The organism is Flavobacterium johnsoniae UW101 (genome assembly GCF_000016645.1).
Classification (GTDB): Bacteria; Bacteroidota; Bacteroidia; order Flavobacteriales; family Flavobacteriaceae; genus Flavobacterium; species Flavobacterium johnsoniae.
In genome coordinates, this window is sequence record NC_009441.1 from 281,473 (window position 1) to 298,916 (window position 17,444).

The window sequence follows — 17,444 nt, forward strand, 5'->3', positions numbered from 1 at the left end:
ACAAGAAATTGCATTGTAATAACCCAAAAACATAACTTAACCAATATACTATGGAAACTTTTGAAACAAAAGAACCTAAAAAATCCAAACTATTTTTGCAGGTTAATTTTGACTACAAGTATTTATCCCGAACCTGGGTTGAAAAAGAAGATACTGAAACCTGGAAAAAAACAACCATTAAAGATTCTACCCCGGGAAACGGAAATATTGATTTCTTTGAAGCTGGCAAAAGCAGCGATTATCAAGACAAATTCAGGATCTTGATTAAAACCTATTTTGACCTTCAAAAAATAAAAGATACAGATGAGTTTATAAAAAAACTCAAAATCAACTACAATCTGCTTGAAGATGATGACAAACCAGGAAACTTTCATCAAAGTATAATTTACAACTGCAAAGCAGATGAGATGATCATTTCTGATAATAAAATGATTTTATTAGTAACTAAAATAATCGAAATCAAATGAAAATAAGATTGATAATCATTCTGTTTCTGATTACTATTAAGTTATTTTCGCAAGCAGCAAACGAAATTAAAATAACTGATTTGGAACTGCCAAATGCTCCGGCTTTTACAATACTTGATTATTCGCCTACCATTATCAACACACCGTCTACCACACAAGCCTTTACTTTAAGCGTAATAAACAGCGTGAACGAAAGCAAAGGTTTCCCAACAGATTATGCATTGGAATTCACACCTTATTGGATATTTTCTAAAAAGAAACGAAACCTCACTGATTATGTGATTAAAGAAAATCAAAAAGCATATTCAAAGCCTTATAAGAACCTTTCTTTTTCATTAGCTGCAGTAAAAAAAGATACTATTCAAAATGTTTCTATTGGAATTAGAACCAATCTAATAACAGTCAATAGAAAAGAAAGACAGGCATTTGTCGACACTCTTTTAAAGAAACTGGACAAATTTGCCGAAATAGTCGATAAAAATTTAATGCTTGATACAAACCCTTATCAATCAGGAACCCCAGAATACAATCAATGGGATTTAGATAAAATCAATAAACTTTCGACAATAGACGAATACAAAAAATTTACCGCTGAGATTTATACTTCTATTGATACTTTAGAAACTATAAAACCATTATTTACGGCTGATTTTGGAACAGCTTACAATCATTTTTTTGATCAAAATGAATTTAAATCAGGAAAATTTGGCCGTTATGGAGCCTGGCTTACTTTAAACACAAATGTGAAACTTGGCAAATCCAGCAAAAATTATCTAAATTTTTACCAATACACACGATATTTAATTGACGAAACAATTTTTGATCCCGCGGTTCTGGCTTATAAAAAAGAAAAAAATCTGGACGTTGGAGCAAAAATCGAGTTTCAGTTTAATGATTTTTCAATTGCGTATGAATACATCAACCGAACAAATCAAAAAGACAATTACAGATCTGTTGGAAATCTTAAATATAAAATAAACGAAAGATTTACTATAAACGGAGGTTTTGGTAAAAACTTTGAAAAAACAGACAATCTGGTTTCTTTTCTTGGAATAAGCTGGGGAATAGCCTCAAATAATGATCTCGATCTCGTGGCAAAAAAATAGTTTAAAAAACATTCTTTACTAAAATCCTGCAAACGCGGGATTTTTTTTATGATTTCCAATTGTAAAAAGAGAAACTCTATCCTTTTAAAACGGTCAATAAAATTACGATTACACATACTGACTTACAACAAGTTAAAATTAAAAACAATAAAAAGCAGAATTTTCAAGTTTTAGTTTACAGATTATTTTTTTTATTAAATTTGATCGCCTTTAATCTAATCTTAAACAAAAACCAATATGAAAAAAACAGCTATTTTAATTACCGCTTTTTGTGCTTCGGCGCTTATGTACATTTCATGCACAAGCAATGATGATGTTGTAAATCAAGCCGACACAACTACTGTAAGTGCATCATTAGTAATCGATGCGATAAACGAAATGGATATTAAAACCGCATTGTCTGCAACAAATAGTAATCCTGCGGCAAAACCATCTGAAGTTTCACCAGGAACCTGCGCAAACATTACCATACCTTCAGAAACTACATACCCAAAAGTTTTTACTGTAGATTATGGAACAGGATGTACAATTAATCAAATTACAAGAAAGGGAAAACTAAAAATTACTCTTTCTGGTCCAGTAATTACAACCGGAAGCAAAATGACTGTCGAAAGAATAGATTATTATGTTGGTCCTTATAAAATTGAAGGAACAATAGAATACACAAATACAACAACTGTTGCAACTGTACCACAATGGACAAGAAAAGTAACTAACGGAAAACTTACTGATAATTCTGGCCGTGTTTTTACAAGTTCAGGAACTGAGACAGTTAAACAAACTGCCGGCGTAGACACTCCTTATGTTTTAGAAGATAACGTTTACGAAATGCCGGAAGGAAACCACACTATAATTTCAGACAAAGGAACTCTGACTTTAACGGTACAGGAAACGCTGATAAAAAAATACTCTTGCGAATATATTTCTAAAGGGAAATTAAAAATTGAAGGCGGATCATTAAATGGTGTTATAGATTACGGAAATAATGCCTGCGATGCTCAATATACTTACACGCATCAAAATGGAGCAATTTATAATTTAGGAATGTAACTCGTTCATTTTAAAAAAAATATACAAATCCCAATCTAGAAACAGATTGGGATTTTATTTTTTAGAAAAATTAAACAGCGTCTTATTTACATTCAAACTATTTTCTTTATTTTGCACCAAAATCCAATAAACTAATGAAAAAATCAATTATTGCCTTTGTTACTCTTGCAATGCTTGCATCGTGCGACAAAAAAGAATCTGCTGATAACTTACATATTACAGGAAACATAAAAGGTTTAAAAACCGGAACTTTATATATCCAGAGAATTGTAGATACATCTCTTGTTGCCATTGATAGTATTAAAATCGACGGAAATTCAGCTTTTGAAAGAGATATTAAATTAGAATCTCCAGAAATGCTTTACTTATTTTTAGATCGCGGTGTAACGAATTCTTTAGACAATAATATCTTATTCTTTGCTGAGCCTGGAAATATGAATATCGAAACTAATTTGGATAATTTTATTGCAAGCGCAAAAATCACAGGTTCTAAAAACCAGGAATTATACGAAGAATATCAAAAAATAAACACTCGTTTTAGAGATGAAAATCTTTCGATGGTTGAAGCAAAATTCAAAGCTTTAAAAAGACAAGATCAAAAAACTCTTGACAGCCTTGACGCAAAGCAGCAGTCAAACATTAAAAGAAAATATTTATATGCTACAAACTTTGCCATTAACAATAAAGATCACGAAGTAGCACCTTATATTGCTTTAGCAGAGATTTACGACATTAACCTTAAGTTTCTTGACACGATTCAAAAATCAATGACTCCAAAAGTAGCGCAGTCACTTTACGGAAAGAAACTGACAAAATATGTAGCTGACATCAAAAAAGAAGAACAAAAAGCTCCTGCAGCTGCTCAAACTGAAACTACAGCAGCTGAAGCACAAAAATAATTTTCGTTTAAAAGCATAAAAAAAGCCCTGAATTTCTCAGGGCTTTTTTTTTAAGCCTTAAATCAACAAATTTCTACCCGAAGACTAAGAATATCGTTATTAATAATTTGAAGCATTAAAAAACAGCTATATCACCAAAATAAAACTACTTATACCTGTTTTTTTAATAGTAGCAAACACAAACCTGAAAATTGGGATTTCATTTTTGGGCATAAAAAAAACCACCACATTTCTGTGATGGTTTTTGAGCCGATAGAGGGACTCGAACCCACGACCTGCTGATTACAAATCAGCTGCTCTAGCCAGCTGAGCTACATCGGCCTATTTTGCGAGTGCAAAGATATAAATGTTTTTTAATATTCCAAAAAAAAATTCACACCTCTCTCTATAATTAAAAAAACCACCACATTTCTGTGATGGTTTCCGTTGAGCCGATAGAGGGACTCGAACCCACGACCTGCTGATTACAAATCAGCTGCTCTAGCCAGCTGAGCTACATCGGCGTCATTACGGGTGCAAATATAAAGCGGTTTTTCAATTTCCCAAAATAAATTTGCACTTTTTTACACTTTTTTTTGCTTAAAGCGCGTTGATTTTTTCAATCAATTGATTAGCAGTTTGTTCTAATTCAACATTGATTTGTTTGAAATGTGCTTTTTTATTTTCAACGTTCTTAGCGTTCACTTTTGTAATTAAAGTATCAAATGCAGCAATAGCTTCATCGATCAAAGCATTCGTTTCTGGAGTAGGATTTCCTGTTGTAGACATCTCAAACAAGTAAACTGCCTCAATAATATCTCCTAATACAAAATTGATGTCTTTCTTTAAATTTTTAACGTTTGCCATTTTTATTATAATTTTAATTTGCGTCTGCAAAAGTACAGATTATCTTTAGAATAAGTGTTAAGAAATGTAAATTTCTAAAATTGAAGCTTTTCCGCTCAAAACAAATGCATTTATCGCAGCTGGAACCAAAACAGTATCTCCTTTAATGTAAGTGTGTTTGAACCCGTCATATTCAATTTCAAAACTTCCTTCAATACACATATAAACGGTAAATGTTTCTCCAGATTTAGAAACCTGTACTTTATCTTCTAACGGAATAAAATTTGTAGTGAAATAAGGACAATCTACAACTGTATTTGAAGTATTGGCTTTTGAATCGTATTTCTTCTGCGTATCGACTTTATTGTAGTTTATAGCATCAAGTGCTAAATCTACGTGTAATTCTCTTTTATTCCCCTGTGCATCTACACGATCAAAATCATATAAACGATACGTAATATCAGATGTCTGCTGAATTTCGGCAACTACTAAACCTGCACCAATTGCATGAACGGTTCCGGTTTCTAAAAAGAAAACGTCTCCTGCTTTTGCTTTTACGTCATCGAGAATAGAAACTAAGGTATTATCGTGCAAATGTTTTAAATATTCTTCTTTACTCGAATTTTCTTTAAAACCTACAATAATTCTAGAATCAGCATCGGCCTGCATAACATACCACATTTCAGTTTTTCCAAATGAATTGTGACGTTCTTTTGCCAGTTTATCGTTTGGATGCACCTGGATCGAAAGATCTTCGCGTGCATCTAAATATTTAAAAAGTAAAGGAAACTGTTTTCCAAAACGCTCGTAAACTCTTGTTCCAAGAATTTCGTCTGGCGTTTCATTAATCAAATCCATTAATGATTTTCCTTTTAATTCTCCGTTAGCGACGGTGCTTACATCTCCTTCTACAGTAGACAATTCCCAGCTTTCACCGGTAATTTTAGAAGTAATCGGTTTGTTTAATACTGTTTTTAATTTCTCACCTCCCCAGATTCTTTCTTTCAGGATTGGTTCAAATTGCAATGGGTACAAGTTTGGTTTCATGTTCTAATTTTAAGGGCTAATATCTATATTAATTAAACAACGATCTAATACTATTTTTTAAATCTACAATACTAATTCTTTTATAATCTCCAGTGCTTTCGGAATATGTTTTGCAGCATTCATGCTGTCAAAAATATAAATCACTACTCCGTTTCTGTCAATAATAAAAGTTACTCTTCCTGGTATAAGTCCAAACAAATTGTTTTTAACACCAAAAAGATGTCTTAATCGTTTGTCTTCATCAGAAAGTAAAATAAACGGCAGCTGATGTTTGTTGGCAAATTTATGGTGCGATTTTACACTATCGGCACTTATTCCAATTACCTCAGCCCCTAAATCTTTAAAATCTTCGTATTGATCCCTAAAACTGCAGGCTTCTGTAGTACAGCCAGGCGTATTATCTTTAGGGTAAAAATAAATCACTAAGGGCTTTCGTCCTAACACATTTTTGCTTTCAAAAACTTCTCCGTGACTATCTTTGGCAGTAAAATTCGGAACTATATCTCCTATTTTCAATGACATTTATTATTCTCCTTTATAAGTTACAAAATTGCGGTCTGTTTCATAAAGCACGACTTCTAAATCAAAATCGGGCTGAATTCTTTTTCTAATTTTATTCCATATCACAACGGCAATATTTTCTGCAGTTGGATTCAAATCCTGAAATTCCGGAACGTCCAGATTCAGGTTTTTGTGATCAAACGGAATTTCTACTTCTTCCAGTATAATATCCGCTAATACTTTCACATCTAAAACAAAACCAGTTTCCGGGTCAATTTTTCCTGTAACACTTACTGTTAAACCATAATTATGACCATGAAAATTGGGATTGTTGCATTTTCCAAAAACGGCATTGTTTTTTTCTAATGACCAGTCCTTCCTATGCAGTCGATGTGCAGCATTAAAATGCGCTTTTCTTGATATGGTTACTCTCATTTAGGTCTTTGGTTGGTTTGGTTATAATTTATGGTCTTCCAGATAATGATCAAATTCGTCAAAAATTATCTTAAACCATACGGTATAAATTTCGGGCTGTTTTTCAATATCTGCTTTAACATCTTCAATACTCATCCATTTCCAGTCTTCTACCTCATCAGGGTTTATGTTTGGTTCTTCATTATAGTAACCAATCATAACATGATCCAGCTCATGCTCTGTTAAACCGTTATCAAAAGGCGCTTTATATATAAAATGAAACAACTCTTTTAATTCGGCTTTAAAACCCATTTCCTCAAACAATCTTCGGCTTCCTGCTTCAATATTTGTTTCGCCTTCTCTTTGATGACTGCAGCAAGTGTTTGTCCAAAGCAAAGGAGAATGGTATTTATGATGTGCTCGCTGCTGCAGCATAACTTCGTTTTTACTATTCAAAATAAAAACCGAAAAGGCACGATGCAAAAGCGCTTTTTCATGTGCTTCTAATTTTGGCATTAAGCCAATCTGTTCATCGTTTTGATTAACTAGTATTACGTTTTCTTCTGTCATAAGGCTTCTTAAGCAAACAAAAATACGAAAAAAGAAATGGCTTAAAAATGCTAATTAAGATTGTCAAAAGTTCAACTCCAGACTGAATTTCTATTTTTCTGATTTACAGTATTATAATTTATGCTAAAAATTAAAAGCTGTTAAAATTAAGACATAAAAACTACACTGCATTATTTTACGTAACTAATAAAAAGTTAAAACACACTTAAAAAAATCTCAATAATAAGAAACACTGTAATTTGAAGCTAAATCTCGACGTATCTTTGAAATACAGATAAATACATCCAAAAATTTATGAAATCTAAAAACCTAATTTTCAGCCTTTGCTTTTTGATTCCGCTATTTGTTTTTCAGGCTTGCGGACAAAACACAAAAAAACAACCTGCAAAAACAGCCGTTATGGAAAATAAAATCAGTAAACCCGGAAATCCTTATTATTCAAATACAGATACAACAAAACTCAATGTAAGCAACGCCGAATGGAAAAAAGTCCTTCCCGAAGATGTGTATGCCGTAATGCGTGAGGCCGATACCGAAAGACCTTTTACCGGAAAATATTGGAATACTGATGAAAAAGGAACCTATTATTGTGCTTCATGCGGTAACTTGCTTTTTAGATCGACAGCTAAATTTTCCAGCAGCTGCGGATGGCCGAGTTTCTTTGAACAGGAAAACAAAAAAAGCATTGTTTTTAAAGACGATAATTCACTTGGAATGGAAAGAACAGAAGCGCTTTGCGGACGTTGCGGTGGACATTTAGGCCATATATTCGACGATGGTCCGGAACCAACCGGAAAACGTTACTGCATGAATTCGATTGCTCTTGATTTTGTTCCGGATACTAAATAATCTACAAATGAAAAATATATTTTTAATATGTCTTTTAGCATTTTCGCTGAATGGCATTTCGCAAAATAAAAAGGCGAATTTAGAAACCATTACACTAGGCGGAGGCTGTTACTGGTGCGTTGAAGCTGTTTATGAAAATCTGGACGGAGTAAAATCTGTTGTTTCAGGATTTTCAGGAGGAAAAACCGCAAATCCTTCTTACGAAGAAGTCTGCACTGGAACAACTGGTCATGCCGAAGTAGTTCAAATAACATACGACAAAAACATAACTGATATTAATGAAATCTTCAAAGTCTTTTTTACGGTTCACGATCCCACAACTTTAAATCGTCAGGGAGCTGATGTTGGAACACAATACCGTTCTGTTATTTTCTACAAAAATGACGAACAAAAAAAAGCTGCTGAAAGTATTATTGCTGAATTGAACAAAGCAAAAGTGTACAACAACCCAATTGTAACAAAAGTAGAGCCTTTTAAAGTTTTTTACAAAGCCGAAGATTACCATCAAAATTATTATGCAAACAATAAAAACCAGCCGTATTGCAAAATGGTAATTCAGCCCAAACTAGAAAAGTTTGAAAAAGTTTTTAAAGACAAACTCAAAAAGAAATAAAGAATATTAACCTATATTATAAAGACTGTCTTTTCGGAGACAGTCTCTTTTTTTTTAAGCTTCGGAGAAGCGAAATATTTATAGCAAAGAATAAATGTATACAACATAAAGCTCCGGAGGAGCGGCATATAATTAGATTATAAAAAACATGTCGCTCCTCCGGAGCTTTTTTATTTGCCTTATCGAAATTCTATAAATATTTTACCCCGCTGGGGCTTGCTAATAGAACAATTCTATAAATATTTCGATTATCCTAAAAAGATATCCTTTTGAGAGCGCCTATATCTTTAGCAAGCTTCGGAGAAGCGAAATATTTATAGCAAAGAATAAATGTATATAACATAAAGCTCCGGAGGAGCGGCATATAATTAGATTATAAAAAACATGTCGCTCCTCCAGAGCTTTTTTATTTGTCTTATGAAATTCTATAAATATTTTACCCCGCTGGGGTTTGCTGACAAGATAATTTTATAAACTCTTCGATTTAATCATTCTTTTTTTTGCTTACTAACCCCTTATAAATATCGGCTTCTCCTCTTAATTGAAAAATAATTTCACTTTTTTTATCTTTTTTGTCCAATCCTGAAAGTTCGATTGTTATTAAGGTATAAACAATTAAAAAATATACATTATGGAAACTAGACTTAATTTATTCGAACAAGGTCAAAAAGCAGTTAGTACATTATTTGGAATAAGCGGTTACTTAAAAAAAGCAACAATCGAATCATCTCTTATGGAATTAATCAATTTTAGAATCTCTCAAATCAACAACTGCGGTTATTGTTTAGACATGCATTCAAAAGAAGCTTTAGCCGCTGGAGAAACAACACAGCGTTTATTTGGATTAAGCGTTTGGAGAGAAGCCCCTTATTACACAAAAAGAGAAAGAGTTGCTCTTGCTTTGGCAGAAGCCGTGAATGCTTGTGATGTTCCAGACGAAATCTACGAAATCGCAAAAGCTGAATTTACAGAACAAGAATTAATCGATCTTACACTTGCTGTTGCTGCAATTAATGCTTGGAATCGCCTAAACATTACCTTTGTTAATACACCAGGAACTTACAGAGTGGGACAATTCGGGTAAACCTTAATTGATTTTTATTTTCTAAAAACAATTAACTTTATACGACTTAAAACAGATTATTCAATTATAAAACATAAAAAAATGAATGAGTTTTTATTGATTTTCAGAAGAGATTTTAAAACAAAAGAAACACAGCCGTCTCCAGAAGAATTGCAGCAGCATTTACAGCAATGGCAAAACTGGTTTGGAAGTCTTGCTGCTCAAGATAAATTAGCAAGACCTTTACAACGCTGGGACGGACAAGGAAAACTTGTAAATTCAAATAAAGGAATTACCGACGGGCCTTTTGTTGAAATCAAAGAATCGATTGGAGGTTTAATAATCATAAAAGCTAAAGATTATGATGAAGCTACAGAAATTGCGCAGGGATGCCCGGTGTTGAATTTTGGCGGAAATGTCGAAATTAGAATGGCGGTTTAGATCTTGAACTAACTTATATAAAAATGCCTTTGTATCTTTACTTAGGCATTTTTCCTTAAAATATGGAGCACAAAGAACTTATTCCCAATTTATTCAGAACCGAATATCAAAAAATAGTTTCAGTTCTCTGCAGCTTATTCGGAATTCAGCATATAGAAATTGCAGAAGATATTGTAAGCGACACTTTTTTGACTGCTTCAGAAACCTGGGCCATCAAAGGAATTCCAGAAAATCCAAGTGCGTGGTTGTATACTGTTGCCAAAAATAAAACCAAAAACTATCTGAAAAGAAATAACCTTTTTGAGACCAAAATAGTTACCGAAATAAAACACAATACTCCATTAAACAATCCCCAAATCGACATTGATTTATCTGATCAAAATATTGCCGATAGTCAGCTCGCGATGATATTTACGGTTTCTAATCCGTGTAATTCTGAAGAAGCTCAAATTGCTCTTGCTTTAAATTTACTGTGTGGTTTTGGAGTTGGTGAAATCTCTGATGCTTTTTTATCTAATAAAGAAGTTATTTACAAAAGGATAAATCGCGCCAAAGAAAAACTGAAGGAAGAAAATATAAAAATTCAACATCCGAATAGCTCTGAAATAAAAGACAGAATCCAAACAGTTCTCAAAACGATTTATCTGCTTTATTCCGAAGGCTACTACTCTATTTCGCAAAATACCACTTTACGAAAGGACCTTTGTACCGAAGCCATGCGTTTGACTTATTTATTGATTGAGAACGAAAGCACCAATCTGCCTCAGACTAACGCTTTAATGGCGCTGATGTGTTTTCATTCTTCAAGATTTGATGCCCGAACTGGTTTAAAGGGTGAAATTATTTTATACGAAGATCAGGATCAATCGCTTTGGAATCAGGAATTAATAAACAAAGGAACTTATTTTCTGAGTCAGTCCTCAACTGGAAATTCACTTTCAAAATACCACTTAGAAGCCGGAATTGCGTATTGGCATACTATTAAAAAAGAAACCATAGAGAAATGGGAAAATATTCTGGAACTCTACAACAATCTAATTATTTTAGAATATTCGCCAATTGCAGCATTAAACAGAACTTATGCTTTATCTAAAGTTAAAGGTAAAGAAGAAGCCATTAAAGAAGCCGAAAAATTGAATTTAACAGACAATCATTTTTATTATTCTTTACTCGGAAATCTCTATTCTGAAGTTGATCCAAATAAAGCATTACCACATTTTGAAACCGCATTTGGTTTAGCCAAAACGGCATCCGACAAAAACATTATCAGCAAAAACATTGAGCAATTGAAAACAAATTAGCTTTTTTGTTGAACGAAATATTTATAAAATTTATTTTATCTGCAAAACCCCAGCGGGGTAAAATATTTATAGAATTTCAATAAGACAAATAAAAAAAGCTCTGGAGGAGCGACATATTTTTTATTCAACTTAAATATATATCGCTCCTCCGGAGCTTTATGTTGTAAACATTTATTCTTTGCTATAAATATTTCGCTCCTCCGGAGCTTATAAATAAAGCTGTCCTTTTGAGACAGCTTTATTTTCTTATTTTAATTTTTGCATACTATTGTTTAGCTACTTTCTTAAATCGCATCACTGGAATATCACCCTGAATTAAATTTAGTTTTCCATCTTTATCAATAGAATAACTTGTAATTTGTCTAATTTGTTTTAAGAATACCTGTTCTCCTCCACCTTCACAAAACATCATTGTAGTTGGTCCTTCTTCTCCAAAAGTCAAAGACTTTCCTTTTAAAGTATAAGAAGCACTGTAGCCGTTGCATCCGTTATTACCATACACTTTTGTTTCTTTTTGGTCAAAAGTAAGCTGTGGTTTTTTATTTGGATATAAGCCTTGAAAAGCAATTCTTGGTCCAGAGATATATTCTAATTCCCAAGTTGTACCAAATAAATCGTCGGCATTTTTATCTGTTTTTGCAGTCTTGCATGAAGCAAATAATAGCGTTAAAACTGAAAGGACGGCAATTGTGTATTTTTTCATAAAATGTTTTTTAAAGATTTATAATTTGTTTTGTTTTTTGAACTAAAATAATTCTATAAAATCCTATTCTCAATATTCATGCCCAGTTACAGCTTTTCTTAAGTTTAAATTTTATCTAAAGCCGTTATTTTCTGTCTCTAAGTTACTACAAATTATTTAAAGTTTTACAGCCCAGATGTTTAAAATAAAACAAGTGACACTATTTTTTTTGTAATTTGCATCTATCAAAAAGACCAAAATCATCAATAAAAAACCAAAAAATGAAACAATTCCTATTTTTGTTTGTATTTGCATTGACCACTTCGCTTGTTCAATCGCAGGAAAACCTTCCAACAGATTATCTCACAAAAGAATTTCATCAAGGACGACGCGAAGCTTTTAGAAACTTAATGCCTGCAAATTCTGCAGCTGTAGTTTTTTCTTATCCTGAAAGAGTCTTCTCTAAAGACGTCAATTACAATTACCATGCAAATCCGGATATGTATTATTTAACCGGTTATAAAGAACCAGATGCTGTTTTATTGCTTTTTAAAGAACCGCAGGGAACCGAAAAATATACCGAAGTTCTTTTTGTAAGAGAGAGAAATGCACAAAAAGAAACCTGGACTGGAAGACGTTTAGGAATTGAAGGCGCAAAATCGAAACTAGGATTTACAAAAGTTTACAATGGTAAAGACTTTAATACTTTTGAAATTGATTTTAAAAAATTTGATAAAATCATTTACGATAATATCCCAACAGATGTTGAGGCAAGCAAGAACATTGACAATTTATATTCATTATTACAATCTTTTAAAACGAAAACCGGAATTATAGCAGAAGATAAAGCTTCTGTAGATTTGTTTAACAATATTACCAATTCGCTTCGTGAAATTAAAACTCCCGAAGAATTAGTAGTAATGCGCAAAACTGTAAAACTTTCCTGTATTGCCCACAACGAAGTAATGAAAGCTGTAGGCCCTGACATGAGCGAAAACGAAGCAGATGGAATTCATGCTTACGTTCATAGACATTATGGTGCCGAAGGCGAAGGTTATCCGCCAATTATAGGCGCCGGAGGAAATGGCTGTATTTTACACTATAATGACAACAACGCCACTAAAATTGACAACCAATTGTTATTAATGGATGTTGGATCAGAATATCACGGTTATTCTGCAGACGTTACCAGAACGATTCCGGCAAACGGAAAATTTACTGAGGAACAAAAAGCAATTTATCAGATAGTTTACGAAGCTCAGGAAGAAGTTTTTAAGCTTTGCAAAGAAGGAACACCAATTCAGGATTTAAACAAAAGGTCTAAGGAAGTTGTAGCTGCAGGATTAATTAAATTAGGAATTATTACAGATCCAAAAGATGCCCGAATTTATTATCCGCACGGTTGTTCTCACTTTCTTGGTTTAGATGTTCATGACAAAGGAAACTATATGGGAACTTTAAAAGAAAACATGATTCTTACTGTTGAACCCGGAATTTATATTCCGGCAAACAGTAAATGCGATAAAAAATGGTGGAACATTGGTGTTCGTATCGAAGATGACATATTAATGCTTAAAGATTCATACGAAAACCTGTCTGCAGATTCTCCAAGAAAATGGCAGGATATCGAAGCTTTGGCTAAACAAAAAAGTACTTTTAATGATATGAAGTTTCCTAAGATATAATTAGTTCTTCTGCCGTTCCCGATAACTATCGGGAGTGGCAAAGAAAAAATAAGCTTTTCCTTTTGATTTTTCCCGAACTTTACATTCTTAAATAAATTAAAAATGAAAGCACTTACCTTCTCTACTTTCGGAGATTCAGATGTTTTAGAATATATCGAAATTCCGAATCCACAATTAAAAAACGATGAAATTTTAGTCGAGATGAAAGCTATCGGACTAAATTTTGCTGACGTTTACAGACGAAAGGGAAATTATCATTTAAAAGGAAATCCGCCTTTTATTGCAGGTTATGAAGGAGCCGGAATCGTAGTTAATGCTAATAATCACTCTGAATATAAAGTTGGCGATCGTGTAGCTTTTGCCGATGCGCCATTTGCCAATGCAGAACTGGTTGCTGTAAATATAAATCACGTTTTACCATTACCTGAAAATATTTCGTTTGAAACTGCTGCTTCTGTCTTACTTCAGGGTTTAACAGCTCATTATCTGGCTACAGACAGCCATAAAACTCAAAAAGGAGAAACTGTTTTAATTCACGCTGTTGCCGGCGGAGTCGGTCAGATTCTAACTCAAATTAGTAAACTTCTTGGCGCATCTATTATTGGTTTAACCTCATCAGCTGAAAAAGCAAAAGTTGGTTTTGACCAAGGTGCAGATCATATTTTTCTTTATAATGACGATTGGAAATCTCAGGTTTTTAAAGTTGCTGCAAATGGTGTCGATGTTGTTTATGATAGTATTGGGAGCACTTTAATGGAAAGTTTCGAAGTCACAAAAGAATGCGGACAAGTCGTTTTCTTCGGAATGGCGGGCGGTGATCCAGCACCTGTAGATCCAAGAATGCTGATGGACGGTTCTAAGACTTTAACCGGAGGCGATTTATGGAGTTATTTAAATTCAAAAGAAGAACGAATTAAACGTGCAGCTCAATTATTTAATTGGATTATCGAAGGAAAGATCAAACTTTCTGAACCAACATCATTTAAATTATCTGAAGGAAAACTGGCACATGATTTCTTGGAAAGCAGAAAAAGTACAGGGAAAATTATTTTAATTCCTTAATTGTCGTTATAAATTTTCAGGATCAATTTTCAGCGCAATCTTCTCATACCTTTGTCAAAGTTTAAACTTTGACAAAGGTTCTATAAAATAATTTGTTGCGACTAATAAAGCTACAATTGATCAATCTCAATCTTAGTAATTTCAGACAATTCTAAAATCCTGCCAACATCTTCTTTATTGGCAACAAAAAACAAATAATTATCTCCATTTGTATTGTAGCTCATTAATTCTAAACCTCGTTTTTCTAATGCCGATTGAATGTAAGGAAACAAATCGTGGCTGTAGGTTTCTTCGGGATATTCGAAATTAAGATTTTCACCAATCATTTTAGAAATAAAATATTCAGCATCTTCGGGGTCAAATTTCCAGTCGCTGTTCCAGGCATCAATACTTTCGAAAAAATCAAAATGCCCCTCGACAATATCATGATATTCGTCAGTGTCTTTTTGGTAGTTTTTGAAAAGCTTTTTGGATTGTTTTTTTAGTTCTTTTTCTTCAATACTGCCTCTTGAAACTAAGTTTATAAACTCTTCAAAAGTTTCCAGCTTAACTTCTTCGGTTTCTATTAAATTTTCCTGAGAAGGAAGCTCAACGCTTTCCGGAATTTCGAGATTTAAATACTGGGAGATTCCTTGTAAAACCAATTTAAAATCTTTAACTCCTATTACCTGACTTTCATTTTTTGGATTATTAAAATCTAAAAGTTCACTTTCCAGCAGACCTTTTGTATAATCGAAGAAATGTGTTCCTGAATACAGAATTTTAAAATCGTTTATTTCCAGACTATTGGTACAGCAAAAAAAGATAACGAAATTTTTAATGGATTGTTTAAAGAACTTTTTTTCATCAGAAGTAGGTTCTGAATAAAACTGAATATGTATAAAATCATATTCTAATCCTTCTTTAATCTGCTCATCAGAAAGAATCCCAATATTCATTTTCTTATAAAGCTCATTTAAAACTTCATACGAATTATTAAAACCTGCTTTTTTGATTTCTGCCCTGCCTTCTTCGTGATCTAATGAACCGGGAAAATAAAATAAATTAACCGTAACATTATCTTTAATGCGCTTTACTTTAAATTCAAGACTTGACTGCTGGTTATACAAATAAGAATATATGGGATCAATAACATCAAAAGAAATTATCGATTTTGGATCGTTGTTTCTATTAAACAAATTAGAAAAGAAGTTTTTCATTGGGCGTATAATTATTAAAATATAGCAATAAATATATTACAAAATTTAATAACCCGAAAGCCCCGCCAACGAATTATTTCAATGATTCAGCAATCATCAAAGCACATTTTTCACCGTCAATTGCTGCCGAAATAATGCCGCCCGCATAACCTGCTCCTTCTCCACAAGGATACAAACCTTTTATCTGCAAATGTTCTAAAGTCATTGGATCTCTTGGAATTCTGACTGGTGATGAAGTTCGGCTTTCAGGCGCATGCAAAATAGCCTCGTTAGTTAAATAACCACGCATTGATTTCCCAAATTCTCTAAAACCTTCGCGCATAATCTGTGATAAAAATCCCGGAAAAACCTGCCCCATTTCTACCGAAGTAGTTCCCGGAACATAAGAGGTTTTAGGAATATCAGCAGAAGCTTTATTTTGAGTAAAATCGACCATTCTTTGTGCCGGAACTTTTTGAGTCTGCCCTGCCAAATGCCATGCTTTTTGTTCGATGCTTTTTTGAAATTCCATTCCGGCTAAAGCTCCAAATTTGGCAAAAGGTTTAAAATCTTCTAATTTTAATTCAACAACAATTCCAGAGTTTGCAGTACTCTGATCACGTTTTGATGGCGACCAGCCGTTTGTAACTACTTCGCCGGGACTTGTAGCACAAGGTGCAATTACACCTCCCGGACACATACAAAACGAATACATACCGCGTCCGTTTACCTGCTTTACAATAGAATATGGCGCCGGAGGCAGATGCTCCCCACGGAAATCGCAACTGTATTGAATGCTGTCTATTAATTCCTGAGAATGTTCGGCACGAACGCCTAAAGCAAAAGGTTTTGCTTCTATTAAAATTTTCTTTTTATCCAGTAATTCAAAAATATCACGCGCCGAATGTCCTGTTGCCAAAATCAATTTATTCGCATGGATTTTATCTCCATTTTGAGTAACGATTCCCTCAACTTCATTATTCTTTACCAAAATATCTGTAACTCTGGTATCAAATAAAACCTCACCGCCAAATTCGATTATTTTGTTTCGAATATCTTCGATAATTTTTGGAAGTTTATTGGTTCCGATGTGTGGATGTGCTTCTACTAAAATATCTTCTGAAGCTCCAAAAGCTACCAAAAGTTCTAAAATTCTAGTGACATCGCCGCGTTTCTTAGAACGGGTATATAATTTACCGTCAGAATACGTTCCTGCTCCGCCTTCGCCAAAACAATAATTAGAATCTTCGTTAACGATATGTTCACGGTTTATAGCTTTTAGATCGCGACGACGACCTCGAACGTCTTTTCCGCGTTCAAGAACAATTGGTTTTAAACCTAATTCTATTAATTGCAAAGCTGCAAAAAGTCCGGCCGGACCTGCACCCACGACAATAACTTCTTGTGCAGAAGAAACATCTTTATATATAGGAAGTTCTATTTTAGTTTCCTGAAACGGTTCACCTTTTAAATAAATAAGAACTTTTAAATTGATTTTAATCGCTTTTTGGCGCGCATCAATAGAGCGTTTTAAAATTGAAACATGCTGAATTTCCTGCGCAGAAACTTTTATTTGTTTAGATAAATAGTCTTTAAGCAGTATTTCGTTTGCTGCAATTTCTGGTGTTACCTGAAGTAAAAGTTCTCTTGGCATTGTGTCTTATTTATTCTATTAGCTTTTCTTTCTATGA

General features: G+C 33.4%; 19 protein-coding genes and 2 tRNA genes. 11 read left to right on the top strand and 10 right to left on the bottom strand.

The genetic code is table 11. The features are described from left to right. The first annotated feature begins 50 nt into the window (after nt 1-50). From FJOH_RS01390 to FJOH_RS01405, 4 genes are all read left to right on the top strand, one after another. Nucleotides 51-467 carry a hypothetical protein gene (locus FJOH_RS01390; protein ID WP_012022367.1) on the top strand — a complete coding sequence of 139 codons (417 nt, stop codon included), beginning with the start codon at nt 51-53 and terminating at the stop codon, nt 465-467. Then, the gene (locus FJOH_RS01395) at nt 464-1,573 is read left to right on the top strand and encodes a hypothetical protein (RefSeq protein ID WP_012022368.1); all 1,110 of its coding nucleotides are present in this window, start codon (nt 464-466) and stop codon (nt 1,571-1,573) included. Before FJOH_RS01390 ends, FJOH_RS01395 begins: the two co-directional genes overlap by 4 nt. 237 nt (nt 1,574-1,810) lie before the next feature. Continuing rightward, on the top strand, nt 1,811-2,623 hold the full coding sequence (locus FJOH_RS01400) for a hypothetical protein (protein ID WP_012022369.1): 813 nt from the start codon (nt 1,811-1,813) through the stop codon (nt 2,621-2,623). A gap of 134 nt (nt 2,624-2,757) precedes the next feature. Next, the gene (locus FJOH_RS01405) at nt 2,758-3,522 is read left to right on the top strand and encodes a DUF4369 domain-containing protein (RefSeq protein WP_012022370.1); all 765 of its coding nucleotides are present in this window, start codon (nt 2,758-2,760) and stop codon (nt 3,520-3,522) included. Nucleotides 3,523-3,769: 247 nt separating this feature from the next. On the opposite strand, the gene FJOH_RS01410 is transcribed toward FJOH_RS01405, so the two are convergent. From FJOH_RS01410 to idi, 7 genes are all read right to left on the bottom strand, one after another. Beyond that, nucleotides 3,770-3,843, bottom strand: a tRNA-Thr gene (locus tag FJOH_RS01410). A 108-nt stretch (nt 3,844-3,951) separates the two neighbouring features. Continuing rightward, nucleotides 3,952-4,025, bottom strand: a tRNA-Thr gene (locus FJOH_RS01415). A 76-nt stretch (nt 4,026-4,101) separates the two neighbouring features. Then, a complete protein-coding gene (locus FJOH_RS01420) occupies nt 4,102-4,368 on the bottom strand; it encodes a hypothetical protein (protein ID WP_012022371.1) in 267 nt (88 codons plus the stop codon). A gap of 57 nt (nt 4,369-4,425) precedes the next feature. Then, nucleotides 4,426-5,394, bottom strand: a complete 969-nt coding sequence (locus tag FJOH_RS01425) for a type I phosphomannose isomerase catalytic subunit (protein WP_012022372.1) — start codon at nt 5,392-5,394, stop codon at nt 4,426-4,428. Between the two features lie 63 nt (nt 5,395-5,457). Further along, nucleotides 5,458-5,916 carry a peroxiredoxin gene (locus tag FJOH_RS01430; RefSeq protein ID WP_012022373.1) on the bottom strand — a complete coding sequence of 153 codons (459 nt, stop codon included), beginning with the start codon at nt 5,914-5,916 and terminating at the stop codon, nt 5,458-5,460. 3 nt (nt 5,917-5,919) lie between these two features. Beyond that, entirely contained in the window at nt 5,920-6,330 is a 411-nt protein-coding gene (locus FJOH_RS01435) for a 6-carboxytetrahydropterin synthase (protein ID WP_012022374.1), read from the bottom strand. 21 nt (nt 6,331-6,351) lie between these two features. After that, nucleotides 6,352-6,879, bottom strand: coding sequence for an isopentenyl-diphosphate Delta-isomerase (gene idi, locus FJOH_RS01440; protein WP_012022375.1), 528 nt, complete (start codon nt 6,877-6,879; stop codon nt 6,352-6,354). 294 nt (nt 6,880-7,173) lie between these two features. On the opposite strand from idi, the gene msrB reads away from it, so the two are divergent. The 5 genes from msrB (at nt 7,174) to FJOH_RS01465 (ending at nt 11,146) form a co-directional block, all read left to right on the top strand. Next, the gene (msrB, locus tag FJOH_RS01445; RefSeq protein WP_012022376.1) at nt 7,174-7,728 is read left to right on the top strand and encodes a peptide-methionine (R)-S-oxide reductase MsrB; all 555 of its coding nucleotides are present in this window, start codon (nt 7,174-7,176) and stop codon (nt 7,726-7,728) included. 7 nt (nt 7,729-7,735) lie between these two features. Beyond that, nucleotides 7,736-8,341 (top strand): peptide-methionine (S)-S-oxide reductase MsrA, encoded by a 606-nt coding sequence (gene msrA, locus FJOH_RS01450; RefSeq protein WP_012022377.1) that lies wholly within the window; start codon nt 7,736-7,738, stop codon nt 8,339-8,341. Nucleotides 8,342-8,972: 631 nt separating this feature from the next. Next, entirely contained in the window at nt 8,973-9,425 is a 453-nt protein-coding gene (locus tag FJOH_RS01455) for a carboxymuconolactone decarboxylase family protein (RefSeq protein ID WP_012022378.1), read from the top strand. A gap of 81 nt (nt 9,426-9,506) precedes the next feature. Beyond that, nucleotides 9,507-9,845, top strand: coding sequence for a YciI family protein (locus FJOH_RS01460; protein ID WP_012022379.1), 339 nt, complete (start codon nt 9,507-9,509; stop codon nt 9,843-9,845). Between the two features lie 62 nt (nt 9,846-9,907). Continuing rightward, nucleotides 9,908-11,146, top strand: a complete 1,239-nt coding sequence (locus FJOH_RS01465; protein WP_012022380.1) for an RNA polymerase sigma factor — start codon at nt 9,908-9,910, stop codon at nt 11,144-11,146. Nucleotides 11,147-11,411: 265 nt separating this feature from the next. Here FJOH_RS01465 and FJOH_RS01470 read toward each other — a convergent pair whose 3' ends face one another. Next, the gene (locus tag FJOH_RS01470) at nt 11,412-11,849 is read right to left on the bottom strand and encodes an META domain-containing protein (protein ID WP_012022381.1); all 438 of its coding nucleotides are present in this window, start codon (nt 11,847-11,849) and stop codon (nt 11,412-11,414) included. Nucleotides 11,850-12,109: 260 nt separating this feature from the next. On the opposite strand from FJOH_RS01470, the gene FJOH_RS01475 reads away from it, so the two are divergent. Both FJOH_RS01475 and FJOH_RS01480 read left to right on the top strand, forming a co-directional pair. Continuing rightward, entirely contained in the window at nt 12,110-13,513 is a 1,404-nt protein-coding gene (locus tag FJOH_RS01475) for an aminopeptidase P N-terminal domain-containing protein (protein WP_012022382.1), read from the top strand. Between the two features lie 102 nt (nt 13,514-13,615). Next, entirely contained in the window at nt 13,616-14,575 is a 960-nt protein-coding gene (locus tag FJOH_RS01480; RefSeq protein ID WP_012022383.1) for a quinone oxidoreductase family protein, read from the top strand. Nucleotides 14,576-14,685: 110 nt separating this feature from the next. Here the strand turns inward: FJOH_RS01480 and FJOH_RS01485 are convergent, their stop codons facing one another. After that, on the bottom strand, nt 14,686-15,774 hold the full coding sequence (locus FJOH_RS01485) for a DUF6630 family protein (protein WP_012022384.1): 1,089 nt from the start codon (nt 15,772-15,774) through the stop codon (nt 14,686-14,688). 73 nt (nt 15,775-15,847) lie between these two features. After that, nucleotides 15,848-17,407 carry an NAD(P)/FAD-dependent oxidoreductase gene (locus FJOH_RS01490; RefSeq protein WP_012022385.1) on the bottom strand — a complete coding sequence of 520 codons (1,560 nt, stop codon included), beginning with the start codon at nt 17,405-17,407 and terminating at the stop codon, nt 15,848-15,850. Nucleotides 17,408-17,444: the final 37 nt, after the last annotated feature.